Source organism: Dyadobacter flavalbus, assembly GCF_006149045.1.
GTDB classification, from domain to species: Bacteria; Bacteroidota; Bacteroidia; order Cytophagales; family Spirosomataceae; genus Dyadobacter; species Dyadobacter flavalbus.
Window position 1 is genome coordinate 462844 of record NZ_VBSN01000038.1, and the last position, 26575, is coordinate 489418.

Genomic DNA, 26575 nt, shown 5'->3' on the forward strand with positions numbered 1-26575 from the left:
ATAACGTTATACAGTTGCCGTCGCAAAACAATTTTAAGTACAAGTAAGGAAGTCCTCATACACGATATGGTTCCTGAGCCGAGCTTTCCGGTGCCTGCTGTGCACATACAGACAGTCGTATATATGTGCACAAATGAACCCGTAGTATGGGCATATGGAACTTACCGCCACTCCAAAAAGCGTCGGTTCTCCGAATTTAAGTAGATATCTTTGCAACAACGATTTTATAAGGATTTTTGTTCGTCCCATATTTTCGCGTAAGCCGGATTAGTTTTTAAAAGCATTGAAGTAGATTAATGAAGAGTATTGCTGTTTTTTGTGGGTCCAATTTTGGTCAAAATCCTGATTACCTGAAAATTGCAAAGGTTCTTGCTTCCGAGTTGGTTCATCGGGACATTACCTTGGTTTACGGTGGTGGTGCAGTCGGATTAATGGGTGCTATTGCAGACGAGGTGCTTCATTTTGGAGGAGACGTAATTGGGGTCTTACCAGAAAAACTGGCCGGAGTTGAAATTGGCCACAAAGGTTTGACGGAGTTACATATCGTTAAAACAATGCATGAAAGAAAGGCGTTGATGGCCGAATTGTCGGATGGATTCATCGCAATGCCAGGTGGTATTGGTACGCTTGAGGAAATCATTGAAGTTTTCACCTGGAATCAACTCGGATTTCACCAAAAACCTTGTGGTTTGTTAAATATCAATGGATTTTACGATAAGCTAATTAGCTTTCTGAGTGATTTGTCGGAAAATGGCTTTCTGAGTTACTACCATTTCAAGACGTTACTTGTGAATGAGAATCCTGCCAGTCTGGTGGATGAACTAGCTGCACAAAAACTGACGTACCAGCCAAAATGGATCAAATAAAAGTCGTAGCAGGAGTTATCATTTGGCAAGATACCAAAGTGTTACTGGGGTTCCGCCTTTCTAAACACGGTCACGGCGTATGGTCATTTCCGGGAGGCCATGTCGAATTTGGTGAGCATCCCGATCAGGCGGTGATTCGCGAAGCTTTTGAGGAGACTGGCCTTGTGATTTCAAACGTTGAGAAGATTACTTTCACAAGTGACTTCTATGAGAATGGTACACAGTACATTACACTTTTTTTTAACGCTACATCGTGGTCCGGAATACTGGAGAACAGAGAACCTGACAAATGTCTAGAATGGGCATGGTTTGATCCGGAATTCCTACCGTCTCCTCTGTTCATTCCAATACGTTCTTTTCTCAAGGAAAAGAACGTACTGATTGATTATAGAAGGCAATAGCACAGTTGGTAGTCGTAAGAGAAACGGGCCGGCAGGAGCTTATAAAAGGCATAGCAAAGATCATCCCGTACGGCACATTCTATCTTGCTAATCCGTAACAGCAATACACCTTTGGTTTAGTCTATATGCCAGACCATGGGATCGGCTTCTGATTTTGTAAAAACGGTCAGCACATGTGATGAAAATTTAGACTGCTTGCCGGACTAAGGAGCTCCTGATGGGTTTCATCTATATAATAGCAGCAAAATGACTCGGTCGTTGAAACGTACTTTTTCTTCATTTTTAAAATCAAGGTTTTAATCCTCTGACAGCCTGATCTTGTTCCGTTACTCGTCCTGCACTACGCTAGAAGGTACGGTTGTAAGCTGCGATGTACACATACATGCGTCGTAACGCATGATTATCTTTGAGCAGTTGAGAATTTCTTTGGCTTAACACCAATATGCTTTTCGAATATTCTGGAAAAGTGGCTCAGGTTGGTAAAGCCGAGTTGATAACCTGCCTCCGAAACTGACAGCCCCTCTGCTTTCAACAGACGGGCCGCCTCATTGATGCGGAACGCCTGATAATAGCTATATATGCTGTTACCAAATATTTGTCTGAATAACCTTTTTAGCTTGGTAGGACTCATTCGGGCACTTTTGGCTAATTCGCTAATCACCGGCGTGACTTCCGGGCGTTCCAGCATTTGCTCCTTGATTCTGTAAATGGTCTGGATATCCTGCCCATTTAATGCATACAGATGATTTTCATCCCGCTTTTCCAAGGCCATTAACAATCGGCAAATCAGTTCCTCGGACTTTACACGCCGGAAAAATAAGGCAAACATGTCATCAATCGTTTCGCTTACCAGTTGATCTATAATAATTTGCAAAGCTGGAAAGATCATTTCTTCGAAAAACAAAGGCTGCGTGTTTTCCAGCAGACCTTGCAAGACCGGTGATTTTTGAGACGAATGGAAAAGTCCTTTCAGATAAGTGGCATCCACTTCTATATTGATCATTGCCCGGCTGCGTTGGATTGGAATAACCAGGTTGGAATTCAGGCGACCGGTTACGATCAAAACGGACGGGGTTTGCAGATCCGGTGGTACATGGACTGATTGAGTTAGGACATGCTGGAATTTAAACAAGATCATTCTTTCCGCCATAGCTGCATCCGGATTGTCGATGACGAAGTCTTCCCGGATTTGGTAATTGAAAATCATCAGCCGGATAAACTCATTAAATACGAACCCGGTGCAGTAACCAGTGCCGAATTCTTCTGGAATATCCAGTCGCCCGTTTTTCACCTCTGTCCCTAATTGATGAGCCAGCGCGATCAGTACTTTGGGTATCATGGATTGTTTGTTTTCCTCCATTGCGTCCTTTATGGCTATTTTTAAGTCCAATATAGCTATTTAGACTATAAAGGACTTCATACGTTTGCGTTAGAATTGAACAACACAAACACATGATACTTCATAATAAACAAATTGCCATCATTGGAGCTGGCCCCGCAGGTCTTACCCTGGCCAGCTTATTACAACAGCAAGGAGTTCACGTAACGGTCTACGAGCGGGACAGAGATGCACAGGCCAGAATTTGGGGCGGTACCCTTGACCTTCATAAAGAGTCCGGGCAAGCTGCCTTGAAAAAAGCAGGTTTGCTTCACCGCTATTTTACGCTAGCGAAACCAATGGGAAGAACCTTGGCCGATCAGCACGGCAATGTGTTTTTTTCTAAAAAGCCAACCGCTGAAAACCAGTATGATCAACCCGAAATCAGCAGGAATGATTTACGGTCTTTGCTACTGGATAGCTTGTCTGCCAACACAGTGGTTTGGGACAGAAAATTTACAGGACTTTCCCAGGACAATGGAAGATGGCGTCTACATTTCGACGAAAAACCAGATGAAGTCGCTGATCTGGTAATCGGCGCAAACGGTGGAATGTCCAGGGTAAGACCTTACGTGACAGATGCACAGGTCGAAGACACAGGCACCTTTATTATCCAGGGCGAGGTGCTTGACCCAATACATAAATGCCCATCCTTCTACCACTTGTGTAACGGCAATATATTAATGAGTTCGTATCAAGGTAACTTGCTGGTAGCAAACCCAGTTAATCACAGTACATTGGCTTACGGAATAACATTCCAAAGACCAGAAGAATGGTCGAATGGCCTTGGACTGGATTTTAAGAGTCCGGACCGCATTCGCACCTGCCTTTCCGAAAGATTTACGGATTGGGACCAGCGTTATCACGAATTATTCAAGGCCACATCGTTCTTTGCTGGTTTGCCGACCCGAAAACTGTCTCTTGATCAACCCTGGAAAGCAGACCGTCCTCTACCAATTACGCTGATCGGCGATGCCGCACATTTAATGCCGCCTTTTGTTGGTAAGGGTGTAAATACCGGGCTGATGGACGCTTTATTGTTAGCGGATAATCTGACCAGCGGTAATTATCAGTCCATACAAGCTGCCATTGAAGATTATGAGCATAAGATGTTTGCCTATGCGTCAGAAGCGCAGAGAGCATCCAGCGAGAATGAGCTGGAAATTCGTCAACCCGACTTTACGTTTCAACGATTCATACACTAGCATGCTAGTTATAGAGTCCGAAAGTTATTTTTGGGCGCGATATATTGCATTTAATGCACATATTACGACTGTCTGTATGTGGACGCTTGAAGCCGGCAAAAAGTCCAGATCAAGGTGTACTTCTTCGCTTAAAACGACGCCGAACTTTCCTTCGATCGACAGAACGACAGGATTTGGAAGGATATGGAAATTTTAATTAAACCAAGGTATTTCTGTAATTCCCGGTTTGACTTCAATGCACCGAACAATTGGCAGACTGGTGCATTCTTCAGCAATACTTCCATTTTTCTAGTAATGCATTAACATTCCTTCAGTATTAAGACGTTTCAGAAAGTTCACCCCTACTTTAACTGTTTTTCGCCGCTCCAATAACTTTCTTTCTGCCTCCTATACGGATAGCTCATGTGTCTTCTGCATTTCAAGTTCCGCCCTTTCAGGATTCCATCACCGCTTGGATAAATTCTCTCCTACCCACCCGAAACTAAAGTAAGATACTTTACCAATTTTTGTCTATTAAAATAAAGGGTCAGGCTTTAAGCTTTGCCTGACCCGGATTAAAATGTTTATACTTTTAACAAGATTGTCCCACTCATAACCATGCCCTCACCTTCTGCTATCATTAGCAACTTTTGTTATTTAGTGATCAAAACCTTCTTACTGTTCTTCAAACCATCTTTATACGTAATCACAAGCATGTAACTTCCTGCGGCAAGTCCATTGACATCCACCTGCTTTACGGATATTGTGGACCGATAAACGGATTTGCCTGTGATTGACAGTAACTGTATACTTTTAATTTCGTTAACATCTACAGTTTCAATAAAGAGCTTGTCAGTTACCGGATTGGGGTATATGCTTACAGCATTAACATATTTTTCTGATTCCGACTTTGTCTTGGCCTTAATCGTTTCTGACATATTGCTGATGACATTTTCTCGCGCAGGTGCAGTACTGCTGCCTGTCAGGTAACCGGGAACATACCGCCACGGACCATAAATCTGACCGGTCAATGCGAGTGCAGGATCATATTTTACCCTTGTGCGCACTTTTGTGAAAGTGCCTTGCTTGGCAACCACATTTTTAAGCTCAGTCCCTTTCAGCCCCAGACTGGTGTACGTGTTCTGTGCACCAGAATATGCAGTACTGTTGGTAATCACATTGTTACTGCCTTTCGAAAAAGCCTGTCCTTTGGGCTTTGTTTCCCAAACCAGCTTGCCCTTGCCGCTACCCAGAAAAGATTTGGCATACAGTCCCGCCCCAAAGTCGTTTTTAGCCTTTTGTGATTGGTTAATAATCGTTGTCAGGTTGGAGTTGTACAGCCGCAGGTTGTTTTGAATACCTCCGGTTCTGCTGCCATAATATACCAGCGCTGTTCCACCAGTCAGTTCCGAAGTCCCATATTTATATTGATAAGATCCTAAAATGATATCTCCCAGCCCGTCTCCATTTAGATCGCCTGCGCCTGATGCTGAAATTGCCGTGGAGTGAGTGGAAACTTGCTTTTTATCACTTGGCAAGATTTCATTAGCTATTGCACCACTTAGAATTCCTGATGCACTACCAAAATAAAGAAACGCTGCGCCTTGATATGGAGTTTTCGTTAATTGGGTAGCTCCAACCATAATGTCACTGTATCCGTCCCCGTTTATATCTCCTGCACTGGACACATCCGTACCAAACCTTGCATAGTTTCCATAAACATTTCTGTCTATTTCCAATCTGGATGACATAGAAATATTTAATCCCGATGTAGATCCGTAGTAGATCAAGACCTTACTTGGTTTAATTTCATCAGGTGCCCCTATCAATACATCGGCAAAGCCATCTCCGTTAACATCTCCGGCTCCGGCAACAGATGTACCAAATTCGGATTCTTCGTCATTTCCTTCAATTGTAATATTATTCTGTTTACTAATGCCGTTTTGAGACCCATAGTACAGAGTAGCGGCTCCATCTGCTGTAATATGATCCTTTGAATATAAAGGCATTCCAGCGATAATATCCGCAAATCCATCTGCATTTACATCTCCTGCACCGGATACGGAAGCACCCAGATATGCCGTTTCTTTATCACTTTCTATCAGCAGAAAGCTTTGAGGTAAAATCCCGGCCTGTGAACCGTGGTAAACGTAAATTGCGCCTTCATGAAATTTATCATTGTCATAGTTTTGTGCTCCTATTACAATGTCTCCATAGCCATCTCCGTTTACATCACCAGCGTTTGCGAGAGAGTATCCGAACAAAGCATCTGCATGATTGCTTTCCAACTGCGTAAAAAAAATTATATTGATCCCACTTGCCGATCCATAATACACACTGGCCGCACCTTCATATAATTGTCCTCCGGAATAATATGGTGCACCAACAATTACATCATCATAGCCATCTCCATTTACATCACCGGCACCTGAGACAGATTTACCAAAATAGGCATCTGCCTTATTGCTTTCCAACATGGTAAAGGCATTTACATGAATCCCTGAAGCAGAGCCTGGATAAACAAATGCTGCTCCTTCGTCATTTTGCCCATTATCAAATCCCGGTGCGCCAACGATAATATCACCAAACCCATCACCATTGACGTCTCCAGCCTTTGCTACGGAAAGCCCAAATAGTGCTTCTGGCTTGTCTTTCTCAATTTTAACGTTTGCTAATGAACTGACTCCGTCCGCTTTGCCCATCCATACAAAGGCGGCTCCTTCATTAACCTGTCCTTTGTCATACAAAGGTGCGCCGGCAATCACATCGCTGTACCCGTCGCCGTTCACATCTCCGGCACTGGCCACTATGTTGCCCAGCTGGGCAGCCGCCTGATTGCCTTCCAGAGTAGAAACGGAAATTGCTGACAGACCAACAGAAGATCCATGGTAAACAAAGCCTGCACCTTCATTGCTTTCGCCATTGTCATAGAACAGTGCTCCTATGATCACATCGCTGTATCCGTCGCCGTTGACATCACCGGCACTGGCAACCGAGTTGCCAAACTGCGCCTCAGCCTGGTTTTTTTCCAGCGTAATGGCTGCTATGGTATTAATCCCTTGCACTGATCCATAATGCACAAACACAGCACCTTCATTGGCTTGCCCGTTATCATACATGCTGGCCCCTACAATAATGTCGCTGTATCCATCCCCGTTCACATCCCCGGCTGTGTTGAGGCTATGGCCCAGGTATGCATTGGCTTGGTTGCTTTCCAGAACTTTTGCAGCCACGGCATTGATGCCCAAAGCCGAACCATGATAAACAAAGACAGCACCTTCATCAGTCTGGCCTTTGTCGTACTGCCGCCCGCTGACAAGGATGTCGCTGTACCCGTCACCGTTTATGTCACCTGCTCCGCTGACGCGGTAGCCGAACAAGGCAGCTGCCTGATTTTCTTCCAGCAGTGTAGGATTGGTGTTCAAGCCTGTAGCCGATCCAAGGTATAGGAATGCTGCACCTTCATTGACCTGTCCTTTGTCATACATCGTTGCCCCGACGAGAATATCACTATATCCGTCACCATTCACATCACCTGCCAACCCGACACTGCTGCCCATATTGGCTTCGGCCTGGTTGCTTTCCAGAATCTGCGATGCGGTCTTGCTGATGCCCTGAGCCGAACCCAGGTATACAAATGCCGCCCCTTCATTGATTTCTCCTTTGTCATACATATGTGCCCCGACCACAATGTCACTGTATCCATCTTTGTTGATATCTCCTGCCGATGAGGCATAAGCCCCGAAACGTGCCTCTTTCTGATCGGATTCCAGAATGGTTGGCGCTACTGCATTGATGCCCAAAGCACTTCCGTAATACACAAAGATCGCACCTTCATCAACCTGGCCATTATCATATTTGGAAGCGCAGGCCAGCACATCGCTGTACCCGTCCCCGTTGACATCCCCGGCGCTGGCCACCACACTGCCCAGCCAGGCTTCGGCCTGGTTTGATTCCACAGACGTACTGGCATTGGCCGGGCTGCCATTGGCTATGATCGGGTCAATGGTAACGGGGTAAGCAGCATTGTGCACATCCACGCTCAACCGGACCAGTCCATCCGCATAGCCCAGGGTTGCAGGCAAGGTTTTCCCATGGGCATCCCAGCATCGGATGTCTTTGTAAACCAGACTGGCCATACGCTGGCCTTTGTTGTTATCTTTATAAAATAATAAGGCATTGCTTTCAAGGTCATTGACTTTTAAACCTTTTGCCGACAACCTAACCTGCAGCGCCTTGGTAGCTTGCGGGGCAGCTTCAATGATGAAGTTCTGACGAACGCCGTCTTCATTGTTGATGAATTCCTCGGTAAAGCCTGCATGTCTGATCAAAAGGGTGTCCTGATGACTTTCCAGAACTGCGTTGGCCTGGGCTGACAAAATCTTTTTACCATCCGCATAAATGCCTTCATTGACCAGCTGCAGTGAAAATTTATGACCTGCCGAATCAATGCGGTTTTCAAGGGTAAATACGCCCGGCTTGTAATATGCGCGCAGTCCATGCCGGCGGTTGGGGCTCTGCATGGCTGACTTTTGTTCATCGAACGAAATGCTGTATTCCCGCCGGACCAGCTGCTGCTGAATATCCTGTAAGGGAGTGGTGCTGGCTGGTGCCTTCCGGTTCTTCTTCATAGTTATGACCTTGGTAACACTTTTGACCTGGGGCAATTGCTGCATCCAGATCAAGTATGCTACTGCAACCAGCAAAAAAGAGAAAACGGCATAGATGCCTGTCTTGTAGTGTTGTTTCATGTGTTTGATTTTTTACAACTAAGAAAAGAAGGTGGTAATTCAGCAGAAGAACCTGCCTGACAAATATTGAAAAACAGCTACATTGTTAAACCCAATAACAATCAACAGGCAGGGAACAATGAGCATCCGGTAAAATCCGGCTTATCGCAGTGTTCAAACACTGGGATAAGCGGTAGATTAAGTGAATAATAAATGTTTGGGAAGAGAAAGACAGGAACTTTTTGTAGGATGAGACATTGTATCACCGGCAAATTTTCAAACCGAGCAGGACTTAGGCTGTCAAAATGTTTTCCCATCCGGCTGCTTTGCACTTCAGAATGGATTCTTTTATAACTAAAACTTAAATGAGCTTTGCAGGTAAAATATTTGAGCCGTAGAAGAAAGTTTCAGAGGGCTGGAATGTTGAATTTTGTACCATGAAAAATATCGCAAAAATTCAATTGGGCCAGAATGGACCGTTCGTTTCCCGACTTGGTCTGGGCTGTATGCGCATGTCCTCTATATGGGGCGGCCCCACACCGGATGAAAAAGAAAGTATGGCAACGATCCGGGAAGCTTTGGATAACGGAATCAACTTCCTGAACACCGGAGATTTTTACGGTGCCGGTCACAATGAAATGCTGATAGGAAAAGCCATCAAGGGAAGGCGAGACGATGCTTTCATCAGCGTGAAATTCGGTGCCATTTTTCACAAGGGCAAGCCGCTGGGAATGGATCTGCGGCCCATTGCCATCAAGAATTTCATTAATTATTCTCTGACCCGTTTGAGTATTGAAACCATTGACCTTTACCAGCCCAGCCGAATGGATCACAGCGTGCCGGCGGAAGACATCATCGGAACGGTTGCCGATCTGATCAGGGAAGGTAAAGTGCGCTACATCGGTGTATCGGAAATTACGGCTGACCAGCTTCGGAAAGCCAACAGCATTCACCCCATCAGCGCGCTGGAAATCGGCTATTCCCTTGCCGACCGCCAGATAGAAAGTGAACTGCTGCCGGCAGCCATGGAATCAGGCATTGCCATAGTTGCCTTCTCCAATACTGCAGAAGGACTGCTGACCGGTGATATGAAAGCACCGCTTACGGGAAACGATTACCGCAACCATTTTACCCGTTTTCAAGGTGAAAACCTGGTTAATAACCTCGAAAAAGTAGAAGTGATGAAGCAAATGGCCAGCAATAAAGGCTGTACGCCGGCACAGACTGCAATTGCCTGGGTAAAAGAACAAGGCGACCGCATCATGCCTCTGGTGAGCATGAGCCGCAGGTCGCGTTTGCCGGAAAATATTGCAGCGATGGACATTGTGTTTACCCCGCAGGAAATGAACATTTTGAACACTACTTTTGCAGAAGGCCATATCCTTGGCGGCACTTACTTACAACGTTAAATGACCAGTCCAGCAGAAATTCTTCCGGGAGTGATTTTCTACTCGTACCTCTCTGCCCAGCGCAAAGAGAAAATATGCTTGTGGAACCATCATACCTTGATATTACAGGTTTCGGGACAGTTTGTGATGGAAACCTCTGCACAAACCATTTCGATGGCCGGCGGAGAAATGCTGCTGATCGGCAGAAACCAGCTGGGTACGCTCACCAAAACACCGTTGCCCGGCGGAAACTATGAAACCATCGTGATATCTCTTCAGGACGATTTGTTACGCAGAATTGCTCTGGAAGATAAACTGGAAGCAGACGGAAAATACACGGGTTCGCCCAACATGCTGATTCCGTCCAATGAATTTCTGCAGGGCTATTTTCAATCGATTGTTCCATACGCCAGAAACTCAGGAGCTGCCATAACAGATGAAATGGGCATTTTGAAGGTAAGGGAAGGCATTAAATTACTGCTACTTGCCGTGCCCGGACTTCATAATTTCCTGATCGACTTTTCGGAACCCAGTAAGATTGATCTGGAAAAATTCATGCTCAGTAACTATCATTTTAATGTTCCTGTTGAAAAATTTGCGCAGCTTACCGGCCGCAGTCTGGCATCCTTCAAACGCGATTTTCTGAAAACCTTCGGTGCTTCGCCCCGCCAATGGCTTCAGAACAGGCGACTTGCCGAAGCAAAGCACCTGATCCAGACCAAACATCAAAAACACTCGGCTATTTACCTTGCGCTGGGGTTTGAAAGCCTTTCGCACTTTTCATACGCCTTTAAGAAAAAGTACGGCATGGCTCCTACTGCTCTGAATCCGGATCTTGCTCAAAAGTAATTTCCTGATATCTGAACAGATCTGCATCAGGATTCCGGTGCATTTGTTCCGGCGAAACCGTGAGTTGTTTTCCGTCTTATCCGTTTCAGATTCAAATCCGGGTTTGAAGCAATAAGAATAATTATAATTAAAATAATATGATTCCAACCTTGGTTGTTCATAAAAGGTCCTGTTAAAAAAACGCTGAGAATTTTATGAACAGGCTGTCCCGGTATTTATTTTTTCTTGGAATCGGTTTATTTGCATCCTGTGAAAACAGAATGGATGAACACTCGAAAACTTTCTGCGCTCAGGCCAAATTTGTCCGGAGGTATCATTGTACTTCTTCTGAATCGGTGCAGGTGGTCGAATTGATGCTGCCTAATCCACTCGCGACGCCGATTGCCGGAAATGATTCCACCGTAACCAGGTATTTTGCCGCAATGCTGGACCTGCCGGATTCCGTTCTTGTCGCAGGAAAGACTTTTTACATGCAGTTTCACCGGGACAAGGCAAGAGAGAAGAAAGCGAACGTGCTTTATTGTACAATGGAATTTGCGCCTGTCAATATACTTGTGTGCGAAAATGTCCTGCAGTCCTGCCCATAACGATAGCAGAGTACATCGATTTATCCGGTACGCTACAAGGTCATAAATGAATAAGGCCGTATAATCCCAGACAGCCGATGAGCAACGCGGCTCCTGCAAAAAAAGTTGATCCGCATACGCATGGTCCGATCTCCTTGTATGGTTCTGACCAAAATCCGGATGCATCCAATTCAAGTTTAATTGTACATGTTTTCCAGTCTGGAGTAATCAAGAATCTGAATTTGTCCGGCGGTAATTGCAATCAGATTCTCATCTTTGAAATCACTCAGCGTCCGGATCAATGATTCCTTGGCAACTCCTGCAATAGCCGCCAGATTGTCTCTCGACAAATCGATGCTGAAATTTTCTTCTTTCAGCGGGTTGTACTTTCTGTAATATTCAATAAGCGTATCGGCTACCTTTTTTCTCAGGGAATTGTAGGCGATGGCCAGTAGTTTGTCTTCCTTTTCATTCACATTATTTGCCAGAAGGGTAATAAAACGTTTCATGACAACCGGGTTGGACCCGATCATTTCCTCAAATTCTGCAACGGGTATAAGCGCCAGTTCCGAATCCTCCAGTGCCTCAGCCGTTTCACGATACGTTACATTTTCAAGCAAAGCCATGTATCCCAAAAAATCACCTTCCTTGTAAAGACCGGTAATGAGTTCCTTGCTTTCTTCATTTTTGCGGAAAGTTTTTATTTTACCCTTGTTGACATAAAAAAGCCGCGCGGGGTGGTTTCCTTCGGTGTAAATTTTCTGTTTCTTTTTGTAAAGGTTGATGCTTCTGTTTTCTTTCAGCTTTTCAAGATAGCTTTCCCCCGCGGAAATACTGATCAGATCATTGAAGCCGGTCAGGTTACCCTGAAATTCTTTTCTCAGCTGAGCTGTTTTTTTAAGCCTTCGGTCGATGGCATTCAGCAGTTCGGCGCCTTCAAAGGGTTTGGTAATGTAATCATCCGCCCCCAGATCCATGCCTTTTCTTACATCTGCGCGTTCCGATTTTGCGGTTAGAAATATAAAAGGGATATTCTGCAGGAATTTGTTTTTCTGAACGACATGAAGTACCCCGTAGCCGTCCAGTACAGGCATCATGATGTCGCACAGGATCAGGTCGGGCCTGTGCTGAAGCGCGAGATTCAAGCCCTCTTTTCCGTTGTCTGCACTGAAAACCTGATAATTGGCCATTTCCAGGATCTCGGCCATGTTTTCCCTGATTTCCGTATTGTCTTCAATTAATAAAATCGTATTCATTCCATTGGTTATTCATGTGGCTGCAAAGGGAACACAACTTCAAAAGTAGTTCCTTTGCCGATTGTACTTTCGCACCGGACGCTTCCGTTCATCAGTTCGGCATAGTTGCGGATGATATGCAGGCCCAGTCCGGTTCCCTGAATATGGTTTACGTTACTTCCCCGGAAAAAGCGCTCGAACAGATGCGCCTGATCTTTCGCAGAAATTCCGATGCCCTGATCCTTAACGGAAATTTTCAAAACGTTTTCAAGATTGCTGCTTCTGATTTCTATGATGGAGCCTTCATTTGAAAACTTGATTGCGTTGGAAATCAGGTTTGTCACAATATGGTTCAGCAATTTCGGGTCCAGCACCACTGCCTTTTTTCCCTGATGGGCATACGTTATTTCCTGCCCTTTTTTCAGGATGTCACTAAGCTGAGCAATCTGGCCCCGGATCGTTTCTTCCAGATCAAATTCACTGTTGCAAACCTGTATTTTCCCTTCTTCAATTTTACCGACCGATAAAAAATCATCCAGGATGCTGTTCAGCATTTTAACAGCTGTCACAATGCGCTGCACGTGCTTTTCTTTTTTGGCACTGTCGTCATGCTGGCTGTATTGCGAAAGGATAAAAGCGGAGGTAAGTACCGTACTCAGCGGCGTCCTGAATTCATGCGATGCCATCGAGACAAACCTTGATTTAAGCTCGCTCAGTTCCCTCTCCCTTTTCAAAGCCATTCTCAAATCTGTTTCTGCTTTCTTGCGCTCCGAAATATCAATGGCAATGCCGAGATATCCGTTGATCTGTCCGGTAACGTCACGCATGACATTGAAGGTCAGTGAAACCGGAAATGAGGAATGGTCCTTTCGTATAAAAGCAAGTTCACTTTCATTGGAAAGGCCCTGTATCGCCTTGGCTGCCAGAACGGTGAAGTCGGGCTTCACTTCTTTTTTCAGCAGATTGCTTTGTTCTTTCGCCCGTTTGGCTATTTCCTGCGGCTCGTAAAAAAGCAGCGGGGAAGCCCGGTCAATCACTTCATGCGCTTTATAGCCCAGCTGCTTTTCAGCAGTAGGATTAAACATTTTGATGATCCCGTTTTCGTCTGTCACAAAAATGATCGGCTCGGCATGGTGCCATATATTTTTCAGAAAACTGTTGGCCCGGCCGAGCTCCAGATCTTTCGCCTGCGTTTCTGCCACTACTTTTGCCAGGTCTTTTACCGTATTGCTCAGCGATTCAGTTCGCTGATGCACGATTGTTTCCAGTTCATCATTTAACCTGATCAGCGCATTTTCGGCTTCCTTTCTTTTGGATATGTCACTGATGAATGCGATTGTAAACTTGCCATTTTCATCTTCAATGTTCCCGAGACTGACCTCAACCGGAAACTCGCTGCCATCTTTTTTATTACCGAACAAATCAAGGCCCAAACCCATAGGCCTTTTTTTGGGATGTTCGTTGAAATGGGCTATGTGCTGATGATGCCGGTGATGAAAACGCGAAGGAATAAGCTTATCCACCGATTCTCCGATCAGTTCATGTTCCGGGTAGCCGAACTGCTGTAACAGGAAGGGATTGGCAAGCACGATTTTCCCCTGTTCATTGGTAACAATAATACCCAGGGAAGCGCTTTCAAAAATGGTATTAAAGCTGATTCGGACATCATAATTCATGGTGGCTTTTCCTGAAGATAACATAGTCAAAGTTAGGAATAATTCTGATTTCGCCTGTACCGCTGAGCACCTTAAACACCGCAAAAGCTCGTAACGGATTGATATTCCGTCAATTTCTCCTTACAGGAATGCTATTCATTTGCAGCGAAACAGATTTGTTTCTTCGTAAAAATGTAGACAAGCGTCGGATGCCCGCATTCGTAAGGACCCAGCGACTTGCACGCTTGCACCGGAATGACTTCAATCATCAGGTCTGCGAACCAATATCATCCGTCCTGCAAGATTTGCCGCCTAGTTTTGATTCCAAAATCAGCACGTCCAACCTTTAACCAGCCGCTGCATGCATACTTTTCATATTCCTGTTTTAGGATTGGGATACTCCGTGGATACCCCGATCAAAGTCGCCCATCTGGGTATTTCTTCCGTCGCTTCGATTGTAGACGATGAAATGATCGAGCGGATGAGAAAACACCATACCCTTGAAAACGGGGAAACTTATACGCCCATAGCCAGCGATGAAGCCGATTTCAGAAGCCGCCGGATCACCGCTTATCTTGATCTGATGGCGCGTATGGTCGAGCGGAATTTCCAGCATCTGAAGCAACAGCCTTTTACCGGAAATTCACTGATCACCCGCTATTTCGAACTGCTGCCCGACACTTCTTCCCTCAAGAAAAGGTACAACAAAATGCTTCTGACCGTATCTGCGGAAGAACGGAGCAGGATTCAGGAGGAGCTCAGGAACCAGCTTGTCAAAGGAGCTATCGATGTCAATATTATGTCCAAAGTCGATAAGCTCAACAAGGATGTGCATGGAGAACGGCTAGACGAAGCGTTTTCGGATGCATCGGCAGCCTTGCGGGGTTTTGCAAAAAGCAGTCTGCAGTCATCGGTTGTGCTCTCGGCGGGCATGAACCCGCGGCTGTATAATTATCTGGAAAGCTTTGCTGAATTTTATCCGGATCCGTACGGGCGTTTTATGAAGAAGGTCATCCTGAAAGTCAGTGATTTCCGCTCCGCCATTATCCAGGCCAAATACCTTGCAAAAAAGGGAATCTGGGTTTCTGAATTCCGGATCGAATCGGGCCTGAACTGCGGCGGCCATGCCTTTGCAACCGACGGCTATCTGCTTGGGCCGATACTGGAGGAATTCAAAACGAAAAGAAGGGAAATGCTGGCCGATCTGTTTGCACTTTACCATCCGGCGCTCAACTCGAAAAACATATCCATTCATTCCGTTCCGGATCAGGTTATTACGGTGCAGGGCGGAATCGGTACCGCCGAGGAGCACCACTTTCTGATGGAGCATTATGAAGTGGATGGCACGGGCTGGGGAAGTCCGTTTTTGCTGGTGCCTGAAGTGACCAATGTGGATGAAGAAACGTTGCGTAATCTGGTGGATGCAGACCCATCGGATTATTATGTCAGCAATTCGTCGCCTCTCGGTGTCTTGTTCAATAACTTTCGCAGGAGCAGTGCTGAAAAACAGCGGCTTGAAAGAATTGCAAAAGGAAGGCCGGGCAGTCCCTGCAACAAAAAGTACCTCGTTTCCAATACGGAATTTACAACGGAGCCGATTTGCACCGCATCCCGGCAGTATCAGCAGCTGAAAATCGGGCAACTCCAGTCGCTTGATCTTCCAGACGACGAATACCAGCGGCAATTCCAAGCGATTACTGAAAAACTTTGCCTCTGCGACGGATTGAGCACGGCAGCTTTGATCCGGAACCATGAAATGAAAGCAAGGGAAAACCATGCCGTAGCGATTTGCCCGGGGCCAAACCTGGCCTGGTTTTCAGCTGTTTATTCGCTGGACCAGATGGTGCAGCATATTTACGGTAAGACCAACCTGCTTTCAGGCGTGGACCGGCCCAATATGTTTATCAATGAGCTGAACCTTTATATTGAATATTATCAGAAAGAGCTGGAAACATTGGCGGTGCAATTCAGTGAAAAACGGCAAAAGTATCTTGCCAGGTTCCGCGACCAGTTACTGGCCGGCATACAATATTATATGGATTTGTTCCCGCAGCTGATCAGGCAGCTTGATGCGGCCAAGGCGGCCTTATTGCAGTACGAGCCGGCTTAGATGCGCAGCTGAAAAATAAAAAGGAAAGACTTTGTTTGCGAAATGCTTAAACAAAGTCTTTCCTTTTCCTGCTTAATGGTGAAAATTACCTTACAACGGTATTTGCAAAAAGCAAAATCATGGTTTATACGGTCTGGCTGAACAACTGCGTCTCGGGCTGACTTTCCCAAAGACGGGCATCAAAAGCCATGCAGATATTGCGGACAAACGGCTTTCCTTTTTCGGTAATTTTTACGCCCGATGGCACAATCTCGACCAGTTCATCAAATTCCATTTCAGAGAGCCGCCCCACGGACCTGAAAACATCCGCACACACTTCGCCGGGATTTTTCCATGACGTTTCAAACGCTGTCATCAGCCTTAAAATATGTTTCCGCAGGATCAGATCGTCTTTTGTAAGCAGGTGCCCGCGGAAAACCGGAAGTTCGTTTGCTTGGATTCTTGCGTAGTAATCTTCTACTTTTTTCTCGTTCTGCACATATCCCTGCCAGCTGTCGCTGATCGCCGAAGCGCCCAGGCCGATCAGTAACTGTGTGCGTGTGTCGGTATATCCCATAAAATTCCGGTGCAGCCGGTTCTCCTGCTGTGCTTTGTAAAGTTCATCGGTTGCAAGCGCAAAGTGATCCATGCCGATATCCTGATAGCCTGACATTTCCAGTACATTCCGGCCGGTTTCGTAAATCGCCATTTTTTTATCGGGATCGGGCAGGTCTTTTTCGGTAAAACTCCGCTGGCCCGGTTTGATCCAGGGCACATGCGCGTAACTGTAAAACGCAATGCGGTCGGGTTTGAGCCGGACTACGCGTTGCATGGTCTCCATCATATAACAAACTTTCTGATGCGGCAGCCCGTATACAATATCATAATTGACCGAGGTATAGCCGATCTCGCGTGCCCTCAGCGTAAGTGCTTTAACCTGTTCGTACGTTTGCTGGCGGTTGATGATGGCCAGCACGACAGGATTAAAATCCTGCACGCCGATGCTGATCCTCCTGAAACCCAGATCAAACAAAACCTGCAGATGTGCCTCGGTCGTATTGCCGGGATGCGCTTCAAATCCGAACTGCGCTTTTTCATGCACGACGGAACCTTCAAGCAATCCCAGAATCAGTGTCTGCAGGTTTTCGGGACTAAAAAAAGTGGGCGTACCGCCGCCAAGATGGATTTCCCGGATGACAGGTCTGTTGTCGCCGAATGCAGACAAATACATGGCCCATTCAGCGAGTAAGGCCGCAATGTATTTTTTTTCTACGGCATGGTTAACCGTGATCCGGGTGTTGCAGCCGCAATACGTGCACAGGCTTTCGCAAAAAGGCAGATGTATATACAGACTGATGCCCTCCCCGGATGATTGGGATGCCGTAAATGTATCCTGTACAAGGTCAAGCCATTGGTGCTGGGCAGGTGGATTTTCTTGCCAGTACGGTACAGTGGGATAGCTGGTATAACGGGGCCCCGGAGTATTGTATTTGAATAGCAGTTCTTTGTGCATGGCAATGATGTTTTTGTTTGTTACTTTGATTTAAATTTAAATAGCCGGCGAGCTGGAAAACTGAGCCTTAATCCGCGTTGAAGCCAATGATTTACTTTCCATGACAAATGGTAATCTGCGCAGCCTGCGTATGGCCGCTTTGTGGATACTTGATCATAACACCGCGAAGGACGAGCCAACAGCCAGCTATGGCAATGACTACCGGAGTGAACCGGTGAAAGCGGGATCGAAGCGAAGGCGTAAATCCGTTTTTGAACAATCCTATCGCCATCATCATGGGCAAGGTGCCCGTCCCGAATACAAACATGTACCATGCGGCGCCGGACACATTGCCGGTTGCAGCGGAACTTGCCAGTGCAAGGTAAACCAGGCCGCAGGGCAGCAGGCCATTTAAAATTCCCAGGAACAATCTCCCGTGCATTTTACGGCTTTGCAGCATGACCGACATCCTTTTTTTCAGATGCGTAATTACGGCAGACCACATTTCAGGCGGATGCAGCCACAAGCCGAAGGTTTTAGGCCAAAGCACATAACCCAGCATTCCAATACCGGCGATGACCGACAAATAACTGAGATAACCCATCCATGCTACCGCATTTCCCAAAAGGCCGACGACAGCGCCGAGCGCTGCATAAGACAGCGACCGGCCCAGGTTATAAAACAGAAACCCGTTCACTTTCCGCCAGCGATTTCCTGCTTGATCCGGCAAGGCCAGTGCAATGGGGCCACACATGCCGATGCAATGAAAACTGCTCAGCAATCCCATTGAAAATGCGAGATAAACTAATGCGCCGTTCACACATCTGTTATTTCAGGTGGCTAATGGTTACAACGCCTTCATTCCAGAAGGTCTGATCGTCGCTTTTCCAGTCAATTTGCAAACGGTAAGTGCCATCGGGAATATCAGCAGCGGAAATAAACTGTACGCCACCGGCTGCTGAAACGGCATATTGCCGGTCGTTCCTGTCATTGGACGGACAGTACAGTCTGATCTGGCCCGACAAGTTTTTTTGTTCCAGATCAGACGGATAGTCAACCGTAATCCCGTGTTCGTCTACTTTCCAGTCCAGCGGCTCGCTTAAAGCCTGAGCCCGTTTGACCTTATCGATTTTATCCTGAAACTGCAGTTCCTCTTCGTAATAATGTTCGGTTGCCAGATCAATTTTCTGCCCGACGCTCATGGTTACCAGTAACAGTATCATGGCCACAAAGCCAAGATAAAGCGTAACAATTCCGACTCCCCAGTTGATTTTCATAATGATTCTCCGGCTAAAAAAAGGATTTCAAATTTTTCCAGTTGCTTGTTTCCTTCATACACAGCGAGCTTCAGAGCCGTCTTTCTCTTTTTCACTGCTGCTTTCGGAACATTGATGAATAAAGTCCCTTCCGCCATTCCCGCCGCTTCCAGTGTGAGGTCCGGACTGCCTGCAAAGATCAGTTTGCCCTCTACATCTTCCAGCCGGATGACAGGCTTTACGACATGATTGGTTTTATTGAAAATCTTGAATGTATACAGGTTGCTGACCGTGCCGTCGCCATTTTCAATAAACTGACTGCCCGGTGCGCGGAGCAGTAAAGTCTGCGTATCCGTTCTCGACACAATGGCCAATCCCAGCGCCGACCAGAGCAGAACAAGCACAGCCGCATAGCTGATTACGCGCGTGGTAACGAGCCTGCCGGTTTTATTTACAATGGCATTTTCCGAAGTATAGCGGATCAGGCCGGTATCAAAGCCGACTTTATTCATGATCGTATCGCAGGCATCCATGCAGGCCGTGCAGTTCACACATTCCATCTGCAGACCGTTTCGAATATCAATTCCCACCGGACATACCGCCACGCATTGCTGACAATTGACGCAATCTCCCCCGCTTCTTTCCTGTCCTTTGTGAATTTTTCCCCGCGGCTCGCCTCGCTCGTAATCGTAGCCGACTGCAATGGTATGACGGTCCATAAACACACTCTGCAAGCGGCCGTACGGGCATACCACCGTGCAGGCCTGATCCCGTAGCCAGGCGAAATTGAAATAGAACAATGCCGTGAAACCAACAATACCGGTAAACAGTCCGATATGTTCTTCAATGGGTTCACGAATAATCTTTGTCAACGCATCCACTCCGATTACATAAGCCAGCAACAGATTGGCGATTGCAAAAGAGATCAGCAGGAAAAGGAAGTATTTGGCTGATTTTTTAACAATCTTGTCCCTTGTCCAGGGCGCTTTGTCAAGCAATTTCTGTTTGGTCGCGTCACCTTCAAGGACATATTCGATCTTGCGGAACACCATTTCCATGAACACCGTCTGTGGGCAGGCCCAGCCACACCATAACCTTCCCAGAATGGTTGTAAAAAGCACGATAAAAACCATAAAGGAAAGCATGGCAAGCCCGAAAATCCAGTAATCCTGTGGCCCGATGAAGATGCCGAACAGGATGAACTTTCGCGCCAGTACGTTAAAAAGGAATAACGGCTGGCCATCAAGCCGGATAAAAGGTCCTGAAAAAAGCAGGCTCAGAATCAGAATGGTAAACCAGGCCCGCCGGTTGTGCCATTTGCCTTTTGGCTTTTGAGGATATATCCATTTACGCTTCCCGTCCTCGTCCGCAACATTGAACGGATCGCGGAAAGCCTGGTTCTGGCCGGAAGCAGCAAGGGTTTGAGAACGCATTGTTTTGGTGCTCTGCACATGTTTAAGCCGTTTTTCAGATTCCGTTTGCTGCAATTTTTTCGTCTGTCATCAATTCCCCCTGCGGTTCTTTCGGATTGGCTGGCTTTGATCCTTTCAACGATAGAATATAACTCGCCACTTTCTGGATATCCGTAGGTGAAAGCTGTTTTTCCCAGGAAATCATCCCTTTTTCCGGCACACCGTACTTCACGGTTTTGAAAATATTCTTGATCCCGGTGCCGTGCAGCCAGTAGTTGTCTGTCAGGTTCGGGCCAACCGTTCCGCCGCCGTCCATGCCGTGGCAAGCCGAGCATTTTTCCTGGAAAGTTTTCTTTCCCTCGCCTATGACAGACGGGTCGGTGAGCTGTGTAACGTTGTTTTCGTCCATGCTGGCACCTACTTTTTCCATATAGATCTTTTTGTCAATTTCCGCCTGCGCCATTTCCTTGTCCAGCTCCGCCAACTGGAAATCACCGATTCCACTGTAGTAGTAAGCAAAGTAAGCAATGGCGATCACGATCGTACCCGCAAAAAGCGACTGCAGCCAGGGCGGCATTCCGTTGTCCAATTCATGAATGCCGTCGTAATTGTGGCCTTCAATAATCAGGTGTTTTTCATCCGCCGGCAGCACGCTCATTCCTGCAAATTTTTTCCACCAGGAGACCGTTTCAACCGTCTTACCTTGAGCCGCTTTCTGATTTTGTGTAAATTTATTCAAAGTACGCAAAGCACTTGCCAGCGTGATAATCAGCTGTATGGCAACGAAGAACGACACGATCAGCAACAGATAGAGCATGATGTCGATGCCGGTAATCGCCTGGGGTTTTTCCTCCGGTGCCTGTGCAAAAGCGGAAGCGGAGATCATCAGTAAGACAGCAATGGACAAAAGACCTTTTTTGATCACACCATCGTTCAGCGGCATGCTTTCCAGTTTCCTTAATGTCTTATTATCCATCCGGAAAACAAAAACAAGGAGCGACACAAAGAAGACAAAAAATATAAGGAGCGAAATCAGCGGGTAAATGCTTATTCCGGCTATGGTTTCGAGGTAATTACGAAATTTCATGATTTACTTTTCAGTTTTGATGTCGGTTCCCAGTCTTTGCAGATAGGCAATCAATGCAATGATTTCCTTGTTTTCAGCTGTCTTGATGCCGCTTTGTTTGAGCCGGGCCTGTATTTCTTTTGCCTGTCTGTGCAGTTCGGCGTTGGCGACTTTGTCATACCCTTTTTCATACGGTACACCCAGTGTCTGCATGGCGCGGATCTTCGCGGCAGTTGTTGTCGTGTCGAGATTGTCTTCGAGCAGCCAGCCGTATCTGGGCATAATGGAGCCGGGCGACATGCTTACGGGGTCTTCCATGTGATTGTAATGCCAGGAATCGGGGTATTTCCCTCCTACCCGGTGCAGATCCGGCCCCGTCCGTTTGGAACCCCACTGATGCGGGTGATCGTATACAAATTCGCCTGATTTGGAATATTCCCCGTAACGTTCGATTTCGGAGCGGAACGGACGGATCATTTGCGTGTGGCAAACATAACAGCCTTCCCGCACGTAAATGTCCCGGCCCTGCAATTCCAGCGGTGTATAGGGCTTGACGGCCGTTATGGTCGGAACATTGGAGTCGATCATAAAGGTCGGGATCATTTCGACCATTCCGCCGATCGCTACTGCGACCAAAGCAAATACGGTCAGCCTCAAAGGTTTGCGTTCAAACCACCGGCGGTGCCAGTATTCGTTTTTTTCAGCATGCCAGATGGCTTTCAGGGGCAAGGCGCGAGCAGATTCAGTGGCAATCAATTCACCTTTCAATGCGGTCATCCAGAGATTGTAGATCATCACCACAAAACCGATAATGTAAAGCGTGCCGCCTACGCTGCGCAGAAAATACAAAGGCTTCAGTTGCGTAACGGTTTCAAGGAAGTTAGGATATTTCAAAAGTCCTTCCTGCGTAAACTCTTTCCACATCGAGCTTTGCACCCAACCTGCCCAGTACATGGGAACGGTATAGAATACAATGCCGAGCGTACCAATCCAGAAGTGAAAACTGGCAGCCTTCTGCGAGTATAACGGACGTCCGTATAGGCGCGGGAAAAGCCAGTACAAAATCCCGAAAGTCAGAAAGCCGTTCCAGCCCAGCGCACCCACGTGCACGTGCGCCACGATCCAGTCGGTATAGTGTGCAATGGCGTTCACATTTTTGAAAGAAAGCATCGGGCCTTCAAAGGTTGCCATACCGTAGGCGGTAATTGCCACAACCATAAATTTCAGGACTACATCTTCACGCACGCGGTCCCACGCGCCGCGTAGCGTCATCAGCCCGTTGATCATGCCTCCCCACGAAGGCGCGATCAGCATGACGGAAAAGACAGTACCCAAGGTTTGCGCCCACTCGGGAAGGGCCGTATAAAGCAAATGGTGAGGGCCTGCCCAGATGTACAGGAAAATCAGCGCCCAGAAATGGACGATGGAAAGCCGGTAGGAATAAATGGGCCGGTTGGCTGCTTTGGGCAAAAAATAATACATCAGACCCAGATAGGGCGTGGTCAGGAAAAAGGCCACGGCATTGTGCCCGTACCACCATTGTACCAGTGCATCCTGCACGCCTGCATAAACGGAATAACTTTTGAACAGTGAAATCGGCAATGCCATGCTGTTGACCACGTGCAGCATCGCTACCGTAACGAAAGACGCAATATAAAACCACACTGCCGCATAAATATGTTCGGTCCGGCGGTTGATCGTCGTCATGATGATGTTGATCAGCGCTGCTACCCATACGACTGCAATGGCCACGTCGATAGGCCATTCCAGCTCGGCATATTCCTTGGAGGTGGTCAGGCCCATGGGAAGTGTGACCGCTGCCGCAAGGATGATGAACTGCCATGCCCAGAAATGCACCTTGGCAAGTACCGGACTCCAGATCGGGGTTCGCAAAACCCTCGGAACCGAATAATACAGTCCGGTAAAAAAACCGTTTCCGACAAATGCAAAAATCACCGCATTGGTGTGCAGCGGCCTGATCCGGCTGAAAGTCAGAAAGGGAATATCCATGTTCAGGCCGGGGAAAACCAGCTGGAAAGCAGCAAGTAACCCCACCAGCATGCCGATGAGCCCGAAAAGGATGGTGGCAATTGCAAAATCCCTTACAATGCGGTTATCATATTGAAAATGATCCAGTTCAACAGAGACGAGGTCAGAATGCGGAACGTTTGACATAACTCAGGTAAAATTTGGTGAATGGCTTACTTGTCTTTTCTGGTTGATTTTTCACTGACGGGTTCATCCAGTAAAATCCGTATCGAAGGTGTATAGTCGTCGTCGTAATGCCCTTTTCTTACAGACCAGATGAAAGCACTTAAAAATGCGACAGCAATGAAAAGGCTGGTAATGATCATGACATAAAATGCGCTCATATCCGAGTGGGTTTGATTGTCTTTCGATGCTCAAAACTACCCGATCGTGCCCGTCAGCATGATGATGACGGATACTGCCGGCGATGATTTTGGTCAGTCCCTGAAAATCCGGCTGGCTGCCAGGTTGCTGGCCGCAGTTGTAAAGGCAACAATCGTGATCAGACTGACCGGCATCAGAATGGCCGCAAGTACGGGCGATAACTTCCCGCCGATGGCAAAGAAAAGTCCCAGGATATTGTAGATCACGGAAACAGCGAAACTGGCCTTGATGATTTTCTGTCCCGACCGTGCCAGCCGGATGAATGCGGGCAAGCGCGAAAGCTGACGGCCTTCCATGATCATATCGCAGGAGGGTGAGAAATTACCGGTATCGTCAGAAACAGCCATGCCTACATTGCTCTGCCGCAATGCGCCTGCGTCATTCAGGCCGTCGCCGATCATCAGCACATTCCTGTTCTCCCTGTTTTGCAGGGTTTTGATGAATTCCAGTTTTTCATCCGGTTTCCGGTTAAAATGAAGCATTGCTTCGTTGCCGAAAACCCCGCTTAAAAAAGGCTGGTCGGCAGGCTTGTCGCCCGAGAGCAGAAAAGTTTTAAAACCGCATTTCTGAAGGGCTGAAATGGCTTCCGGCAGATTATCGCGGTACTGGACCCGGATTGCAAAATACCCGAGCACTACCTGATCCATGGAAACATAAACCCTGGAAAATGACAAGTCGTTACTGTTTTCAGAAGGCGCACCGACCCAAGCCGCAGAGCCGAGCCGGATTTCCTGTTTTCCCCAAAGCACTTCAATGCCCGCTCCGCTGACTTCTGCATAATTTCCCAGGCTTCGCTTGCTGAGCTGGATATGGCCAAGATTTCCCACGATCATGCGGCTCAGCGGGTGTGATGACTGGGCGGCAACAGTCCTGATAATAACCAGCTCGTCTTCGGATAATTCTTTTCCGACAAACTGTACGTCGGCTTCTTCGGACCGGGTAATGGTGCCTGTTTTGTCAAAAACAACCGTATCAATGTGCGACAAGCATTCGACGGCATCGGCATTCTTCGGATAGCAGCGGTTTATACCAAAAAGACTCAGAATATTCCCGTTGGTAAAAGTGGAGGAAAACAGCAGGCCGCACGGACAAGCTACCAGCAGACAGGTCGTAAATGCCCGGAATGCCGTTTCAGGATCTTTTTTAACAAAATACCAAATGAGAAATGTAACCGTGGCAATGATCAGGACGATGACCGAAAAGTAGCGGTTGATCCGGGCGGACAGGGTTTTGTTCTGATCTTCTTTTTCCCTCGAAAAGGCGTCATTGTTCCAGAGCTGGGTCAAATAACTCTGGGAAACTTTCCTCAGCACTTCCAGTTGAATGGCCGTTCCCGTCTGTTTTCCGCCTGCATAAACCGTATCGCCTTTTTTCCGCGAAACAGGTTCCGCTTCGCCGGAAACAAAGCTGTAATCAATCCAAGCTTCCGGACTGAGCAGCACAGCGTCCGCCGGGATCAGTTCTGCATTTCGGACCAGTACAATGTCGCCCGGTGCCAGCCCAGTAATCGGTGTGCGGGCTTCCGTACCGTCTTTGAGTACAGAAACACCAACCGGAAAATAGGATTTGTAATCCCGGTCAAAGGAAATGCCGTCATACGTTTTGTCCTGAAAAAAACGGCCGGTCAGCATAAAAAAAACAGCGCCGGTCAGGGAATCGAAGTAACCCGGGCCGGTTCCGGAGAGAATCTGATACAGGCTCAGCCCGAAAATACTGAGCAAAGCCAGCACAATCGGTGCGTCGATATTCAGGTATTTGCCTTTCAGCGCAGACCAGGCCGATTTGAAAAAATCACCGGCACAATAAAGCAGTACCGGAATGCTCAGAGCCAGATTCAGGAAACCGAAAGTAACCCGCAGGTTTTGATCCGAACCCGTATTTCCCAGGTGAAAATATTCCGGAAAGCTCAGCATCATGATATTGCCGAAACAAAATCCTGCAATGCCGATTTTATACAACCGCGTACGGTTCCACTTTTTGATCTGCCGGTCTCCGAGGTCGTTCAAACTGATATAAGGCTCGTAACCGATCCGCGAAATCAATGCTGCCAGCTCGCTGAGTCTGATCTTTTCAGTTTCAAATGTAATTCTGACCTTTTTTTCAGGAAAATTAACCACCGAACTTCTGACCGCCGGATTGAATTTATACAACTGTTCCAGCAGCCAGATGCACGAGCTGCAATGCATGCCGGGAATATGCCAGTTGACCCGCGATAATTGATGGTCTGTAAATTCGATTATTTTTCCGCTGACTTCCGGCAGTTCCAGATAATCGTATTTGCCGTTGAAGTATGCTTTGTCAGGCGAAATTCCGGTAGCGCCTTCCACGGCATAGTAACCGCATAAATCACTTTCTTTTAAAATATCGTACACATTGAAACAGCCATTACAGCAGAACTCATGCCCGTCTGCAATGATTATTTCTTCCCGGCATTCCTCGCCGCAGTGGTAACAGATGTGTCTGGCAGCAGTTTCCTGCTTCCTATCTTCATTTAAAACATTCATGAGTGCATCAGCATAACTTCAAACCGTTGAACAGGCAGCTTAACTGCCCAGTAAAGGTGCTGAATACGGGTTTTTGCAGAGATGACAGCCGT

Annotated in this window: 19 protein-coding genes; 7 read left to right on the forward strand and 12 right to left on the reverse strand. The window is 47.0% G+C overall.

What is annotated here, in order from left to right; genetic code table 11:
* Nucleotides 1-296: 296 nt before the first annotated feature.
* Complete coding sequence (locus FEM33_RS13630; RefSeq protein WP_139012555.1) at nucleotides 297-866, forward strand: LOG family protein; 570 nt, start codon at nucleotides 297-299, stop codon at nucleotides 864-866.
* Nucleotides 854-1267, forward strand: coding sequence for a nucleotide triphosphate diphosphatase NUDT15 (locus tag FEM33_RS13635; protein WP_139012556.1), 414 nt, complete (start codon nucleotides 854-856; stop codon nucleotides 1265-1267). The genes FEM33_RS13630 and FEM33_RS13635 overlap by 13 nt, the downstream gene beginning before the upstream one ends.
* A 400-nt stretch (nucleotides 1268-1667) precedes the next feature.
* Here the strand turns inward: FEM33_RS13635 and FEM33_RS13640 are convergent, their stop codons facing one another.
* The gene (locus FEM33_RS13640; RefSeq protein ID WP_201747748.1) at nucleotides 1668-2606 is read right to left on the reverse strand and encodes a helix-turn-helix transcriptional regulator; all 939 of its coding nucleotides are present in this window, start codon (nucleotides 2604-2606) and stop codon (nucleotides 1668-1670) included.
* Between the two features lie 113 nt (nucleotides 2607-2719).
* On the opposite strand from FEM33_RS13640, the gene FEM33_RS13645 reads away from it, so the two are divergent.
* Nucleotides 2720-3850 carry an FAD-dependent oxidoreductase gene (locus FEM33_RS13645; protein ID WP_139012558.1) on the forward strand — a complete coding sequence of 377 codons (1131 nt, stop codon included), beginning with the start codon at nucleotides 2720-2722 and terminating at the stop codon, nucleotides 3848-3850.
* A 632-nt stretch (nucleotides 3851-4482) separates the two neighbouring features.
* Here FEM33_RS13645 and FEM33_RS13650 read toward each other — a convergent pair.
* Nucleotides 4483-8580: an FG-GAP-like repeat-containing protein gene (locus tag FEM33_RS13650; protein ID WP_139012559.1), complete on the reverse strand. Its 4098-nt coding sequence runs from the start codon at nucleotides 8578-8580 to the stop codon at nucleotides 4483-4485.
* A gap of 416 nt (nucleotides 8581-8996) precedes the next feature.
* Here FEM33_RS13650 and FEM33_RS13655 point away from each other — a divergent pair, with 416 nt between their 5' ends.
* The 3 genes from FEM33_RS13655 (at nucleotide 8997) to FEM33_RS13665 (ending at nucleotide 11383) form a co-directional block, all read left to right on the forward strand.
* Entirely contained in the window at nucleotides 8997-9968 is a 972-nt protein-coding gene (locus FEM33_RS13655) for an aldo/keto reductase (RefSeq protein ID WP_139012560.1), read from the forward strand.
* A complete protein-coding gene (locus FEM33_RS13660) occupies nucleotides 9969-10796 on the forward strand; it encodes a helix-turn-helix domain-containing protein (protein ID WP_139012561.1) in 828 nt (275 codons plus the stop codon).
* 194 nt (nucleotides 10797-10990) lie between these two features.
* A complete protein-coding gene (locus FEM33_RS13665) occupies nucleotides 10991-11383 on the forward strand; it encodes a hypothetical protein (protein WP_229214238.1) in 393 nt (130 codons plus the stop codon).
* A 176-nt stretch (nucleotides 11384-11559) separates the two neighbouring features.
* On the opposite strand, the gene FEM33_RS13670 is transcribed toward FEM33_RS13665, so the two are convergent.
* Together FEM33_RS13670 and FEM33_RS13675 are read right to left on the reverse strand one after the other, a co-directional pair.
* Nucleotides 11560-12618 (reverse strand): response regulator, encoded by a 1059-nt coding sequence (locus FEM33_RS13670; RefSeq protein ID WP_139012563.1) that lies wholly within the window; start codon nucleotides 12616-12618, stop codon nucleotides 11560-11562.
* Between the two features lie 8 nt (nucleotides 12619-12626).
* Nucleotides 12627-14297, reverse strand: a complete 1671-nt coding sequence (locus FEM33_RS13675; RefSeq protein ID WP_139012564.1) for a sensor histidine kinase — start codon at nucleotides 14295-14297, stop codon at nucleotides 12627-12629.
* A gap of 316 nt (nucleotides 14298-14613) precedes the next feature.
* On the opposite strand from FEM33_RS13675, the gene FEM33_RS13680 reads away from it, so the two are divergent.
* Entirely contained in the window at nucleotides 14614-16362 is a 1749-nt protein-coding gene (locus tag FEM33_RS13680; protein WP_139012565.1) for a hypothetical protein, read from the forward strand.
* Nucleotides 16363-16486: 124 nt separating this feature from the next.
* On the opposite strand, the gene hemN is transcribed toward FEM33_RS13680, so the two are convergent.
* The 8 genes from hemN to FEM33_RS13720 all read right to left on the reverse strand — a co-directional run bounded on the left by hemN (nucleotide 16487) and on the right by FEM33_RS13720 (nucleotide 26483).
* Nucleotides 16487-17854: an oxygen-independent coproporphyrinogen III oxidase gene (gene hemN, locus FEM33_RS13685; RefSeq protein WP_139012566.1), complete on the reverse strand. Its 1368-nt coding sequence runs from the start codon at nucleotides 17852-17854 to the stop codon at nucleotides 16487-16489.
* Between the two features lie 91 nt (nucleotides 17855-17945).
* Complete coding sequence (locus tag FEM33_RS13690) at nucleotides 17946-18653, reverse strand: sulfite exporter TauE/SafE family protein (RefSeq protein WP_229214239.1); 708 nt, start codon at nucleotides 18651-18653, stop codon at nucleotides 17946-17948.
* A 7-nt stretch (nucleotides 18654-18660) separates the two neighbouring features.
* On the reverse strand, nucleotides 18661-19110 hold the full coding sequence (locus FEM33_RS13695; RefSeq protein WP_139012567.1) for a FixH family protein: 450 nt from the start codon (nucleotides 19108-19110) through the stop codon (nucleotides 18661-18663).
* The gene (gene ccoG, locus FEM33_RS13700; RefSeq protein ID WP_139012568.1) at nucleotides 19107-20522 is read right to left on the reverse strand and encodes a cytochrome c oxidase accessory protein CcoG; all 1416 of its coding nucleotides are present in this window, start codon (nucleotides 20520-20522) and stop codon (nucleotides 19107-19109) included. Before ccoG ends, FEM33_RS13695 begins: the two co-directional genes overlap by 4 nt.
* A 34-nt stretch (nucleotides 20523-20556) precedes the next feature.
* Nucleotides 20557-21588, reverse strand: coding sequence for a cbb3-type cytochrome c oxidase N-terminal domain-containing protein (locus FEM33_RS13705; RefSeq protein WP_139012569.1), 1032 nt, complete (start codon nucleotides 21586-21588; stop codon nucleotides 20557-20559).
* Nucleotides 21589-21591: 3 nt separating this feature from the next.
* A complete protein-coding gene (gene ccoN, locus FEM33_RS13710) occupies nucleotides 21592-23742 on the reverse strand; it encodes a cytochrome-c oxidase, cbb3-type subunit I (protein WP_139012570.1) in 2151 nt (716 codons plus the stop codon).
* A 26-nt stretch (nucleotides 23743-23768) separates the two neighbouring features.
* Entirely contained in the window at nucleotides 23769-23939 is a 171-nt protein-coding gene (gene ccoS / locus FEM33_RS13715) for a cbb3-type cytochrome oxidase assembly protein CcoS (RefSeq protein WP_139012571.1), read from the reverse strand.
* A 93-nt stretch (nucleotides 23940-24032) separates the two neighbouring features.
* Nucleotides 24033-26483: a heavy metal translocating P-type ATPase gene (locus tag FEM33_RS13720; protein WP_139012572.1), complete on the reverse strand. Its 2451-nt coding sequence runs from the start codon at nucleotides 26481-26483 to the stop codon at nucleotides 24033-24035.
* Nucleotides 26484-26575: the final 92 nt, after the last annotated feature.

What these genes read in the sequence shown, in the direction of transcription:
- FEM33_RS13630 (WP_139012555.1), top strand. Translation starts at nt 297, where the DNA reads ATGAAGAGTATTGCTGTTTTTTGTGGGTCCAATTTTGGTCAAAATCCT.
- FEM33_RS13635 (WP_139012556.1), top strand. Translation starts at nt 854, where the DNA reads ATGGATCAAATAAAAGTCGTAGCAGGAGTTATCATTTGGCAAGATACC.
- FEM33_RS13640 (WP_201747748.1), bottom strand. Translation starts at nt 2,606, where the DNA reads ATGATACCCAAAGTACTGATCGCGCTGGCTCATCAATTAGGGACAGAG.
- FEM33_RS13645 (WP_139012558.1), top strand. Translation starts at nt 2,720, where the DNA reads ATGATACTTCATAATAAACAAATTGCCATCATTGGAGCTGGCCCCGCA.
- FEM33_RS13650 (WP_139012559.1), bottom strand. Translation starts at nt 8,580, where the DNA reads ATGAAACAACACTACAAGACAGGCATCTATGCCGTTTTCTCTTTTTTG.
- FEM33_RS13655 (WP_139012560.1), top strand. Translation starts at nt 8,997, where the DNA reads ATGAAAAATATCGCAAAAATTCAATTGGGCCAGAATGGACCGTTCGTT.
- FEM33_RS13660 (WP_139012561.1), top strand. Translation starts at nt 9,969, where the DNA reads ATGACCAGTCCAGCAGAAATTCTTCCGGGAGTGATTTTCTACTCGTAC.
- FEM33_RS13665 (WP_229214238.1), top strand. Translation starts at nt 10,991, where the DNA reads ATGAACAGGCTGTCCCGGTATTTATTTTTTCTTGGAATCGGTTTATTT.
- FEM33_RS13670 (WP_139012563.1), bottom strand. Translation starts at nt 12,618, where the DNA reads ATGAATACGATTTTATTAATTGAAGACAATACGGAAATCAGGGAAAAC.
- FEM33_RS13675 (WP_139012564.1), bottom strand. Translation starts at nt 14,297, where the DNA reads ATGTTATCTTCAGGAAAAGCCACCATGAATTATGATGTCCGAATCAGC.
- FEM33_RS13680 (WP_139012565.1), top strand. Translation starts at nt 14,614, where the DNA reads ATGCATACTTTTCATATTCCTGTTTTAGGATTGGGATACTCCGTGGAT.
- hemN (WP_139012566.1), bottom strand. Translation starts at nt 17,854, where the DNA reads ATGCACAAAGAACTGCTATTCAAATACAATACTCCGGGGCCCCGTTAT.
- FEM33_RS13695 (WP_139012567.1), bottom strand. Translation starts at nt 19,110, where the DNA reads ATGAAAATCAACTGGGGAGTCGGAATTGTTACGCTTTATCTTGGCTTT.
- ccoG (WP_139012568.1), bottom strand. Translation starts at nt 20,522, where the DNA reads ATGCGTTCTCAAACCCTTGCTGCTTCCGGCCAGAACCAGGCTTTCCGC.
- FEM33_RS13705 (WP_139012569.1), bottom strand. Translation starts at nt 21,588, where the DNA reads ATGAAATTTCGTAATTACCTCGAAACCATAGCCGGAATAAGCATTTAC.
- ccoN (WP_139012570.1), bottom strand. Translation starts at nt 23,742, where the DNA reads ATGTCAAACGTTCCGCATTCTGACCTCGTCTCTGTTGAACTGGATCAT.
- ccoS (WP_139012571.1), bottom strand. Translation starts at nt 23,939, where the DNA reads ATGAGCGCATTTTATGTCATGATCATTACCAGCCTTTTCATTGCTGTC.
- FEM33_RS13720 (WP_139012572.1), bottom strand. Translation starts at nt 26,483, where the DNA reads ATGAATGTTTTAAATGAAGATAGGAAGCAGGAAACTGCTGCCAGACAC.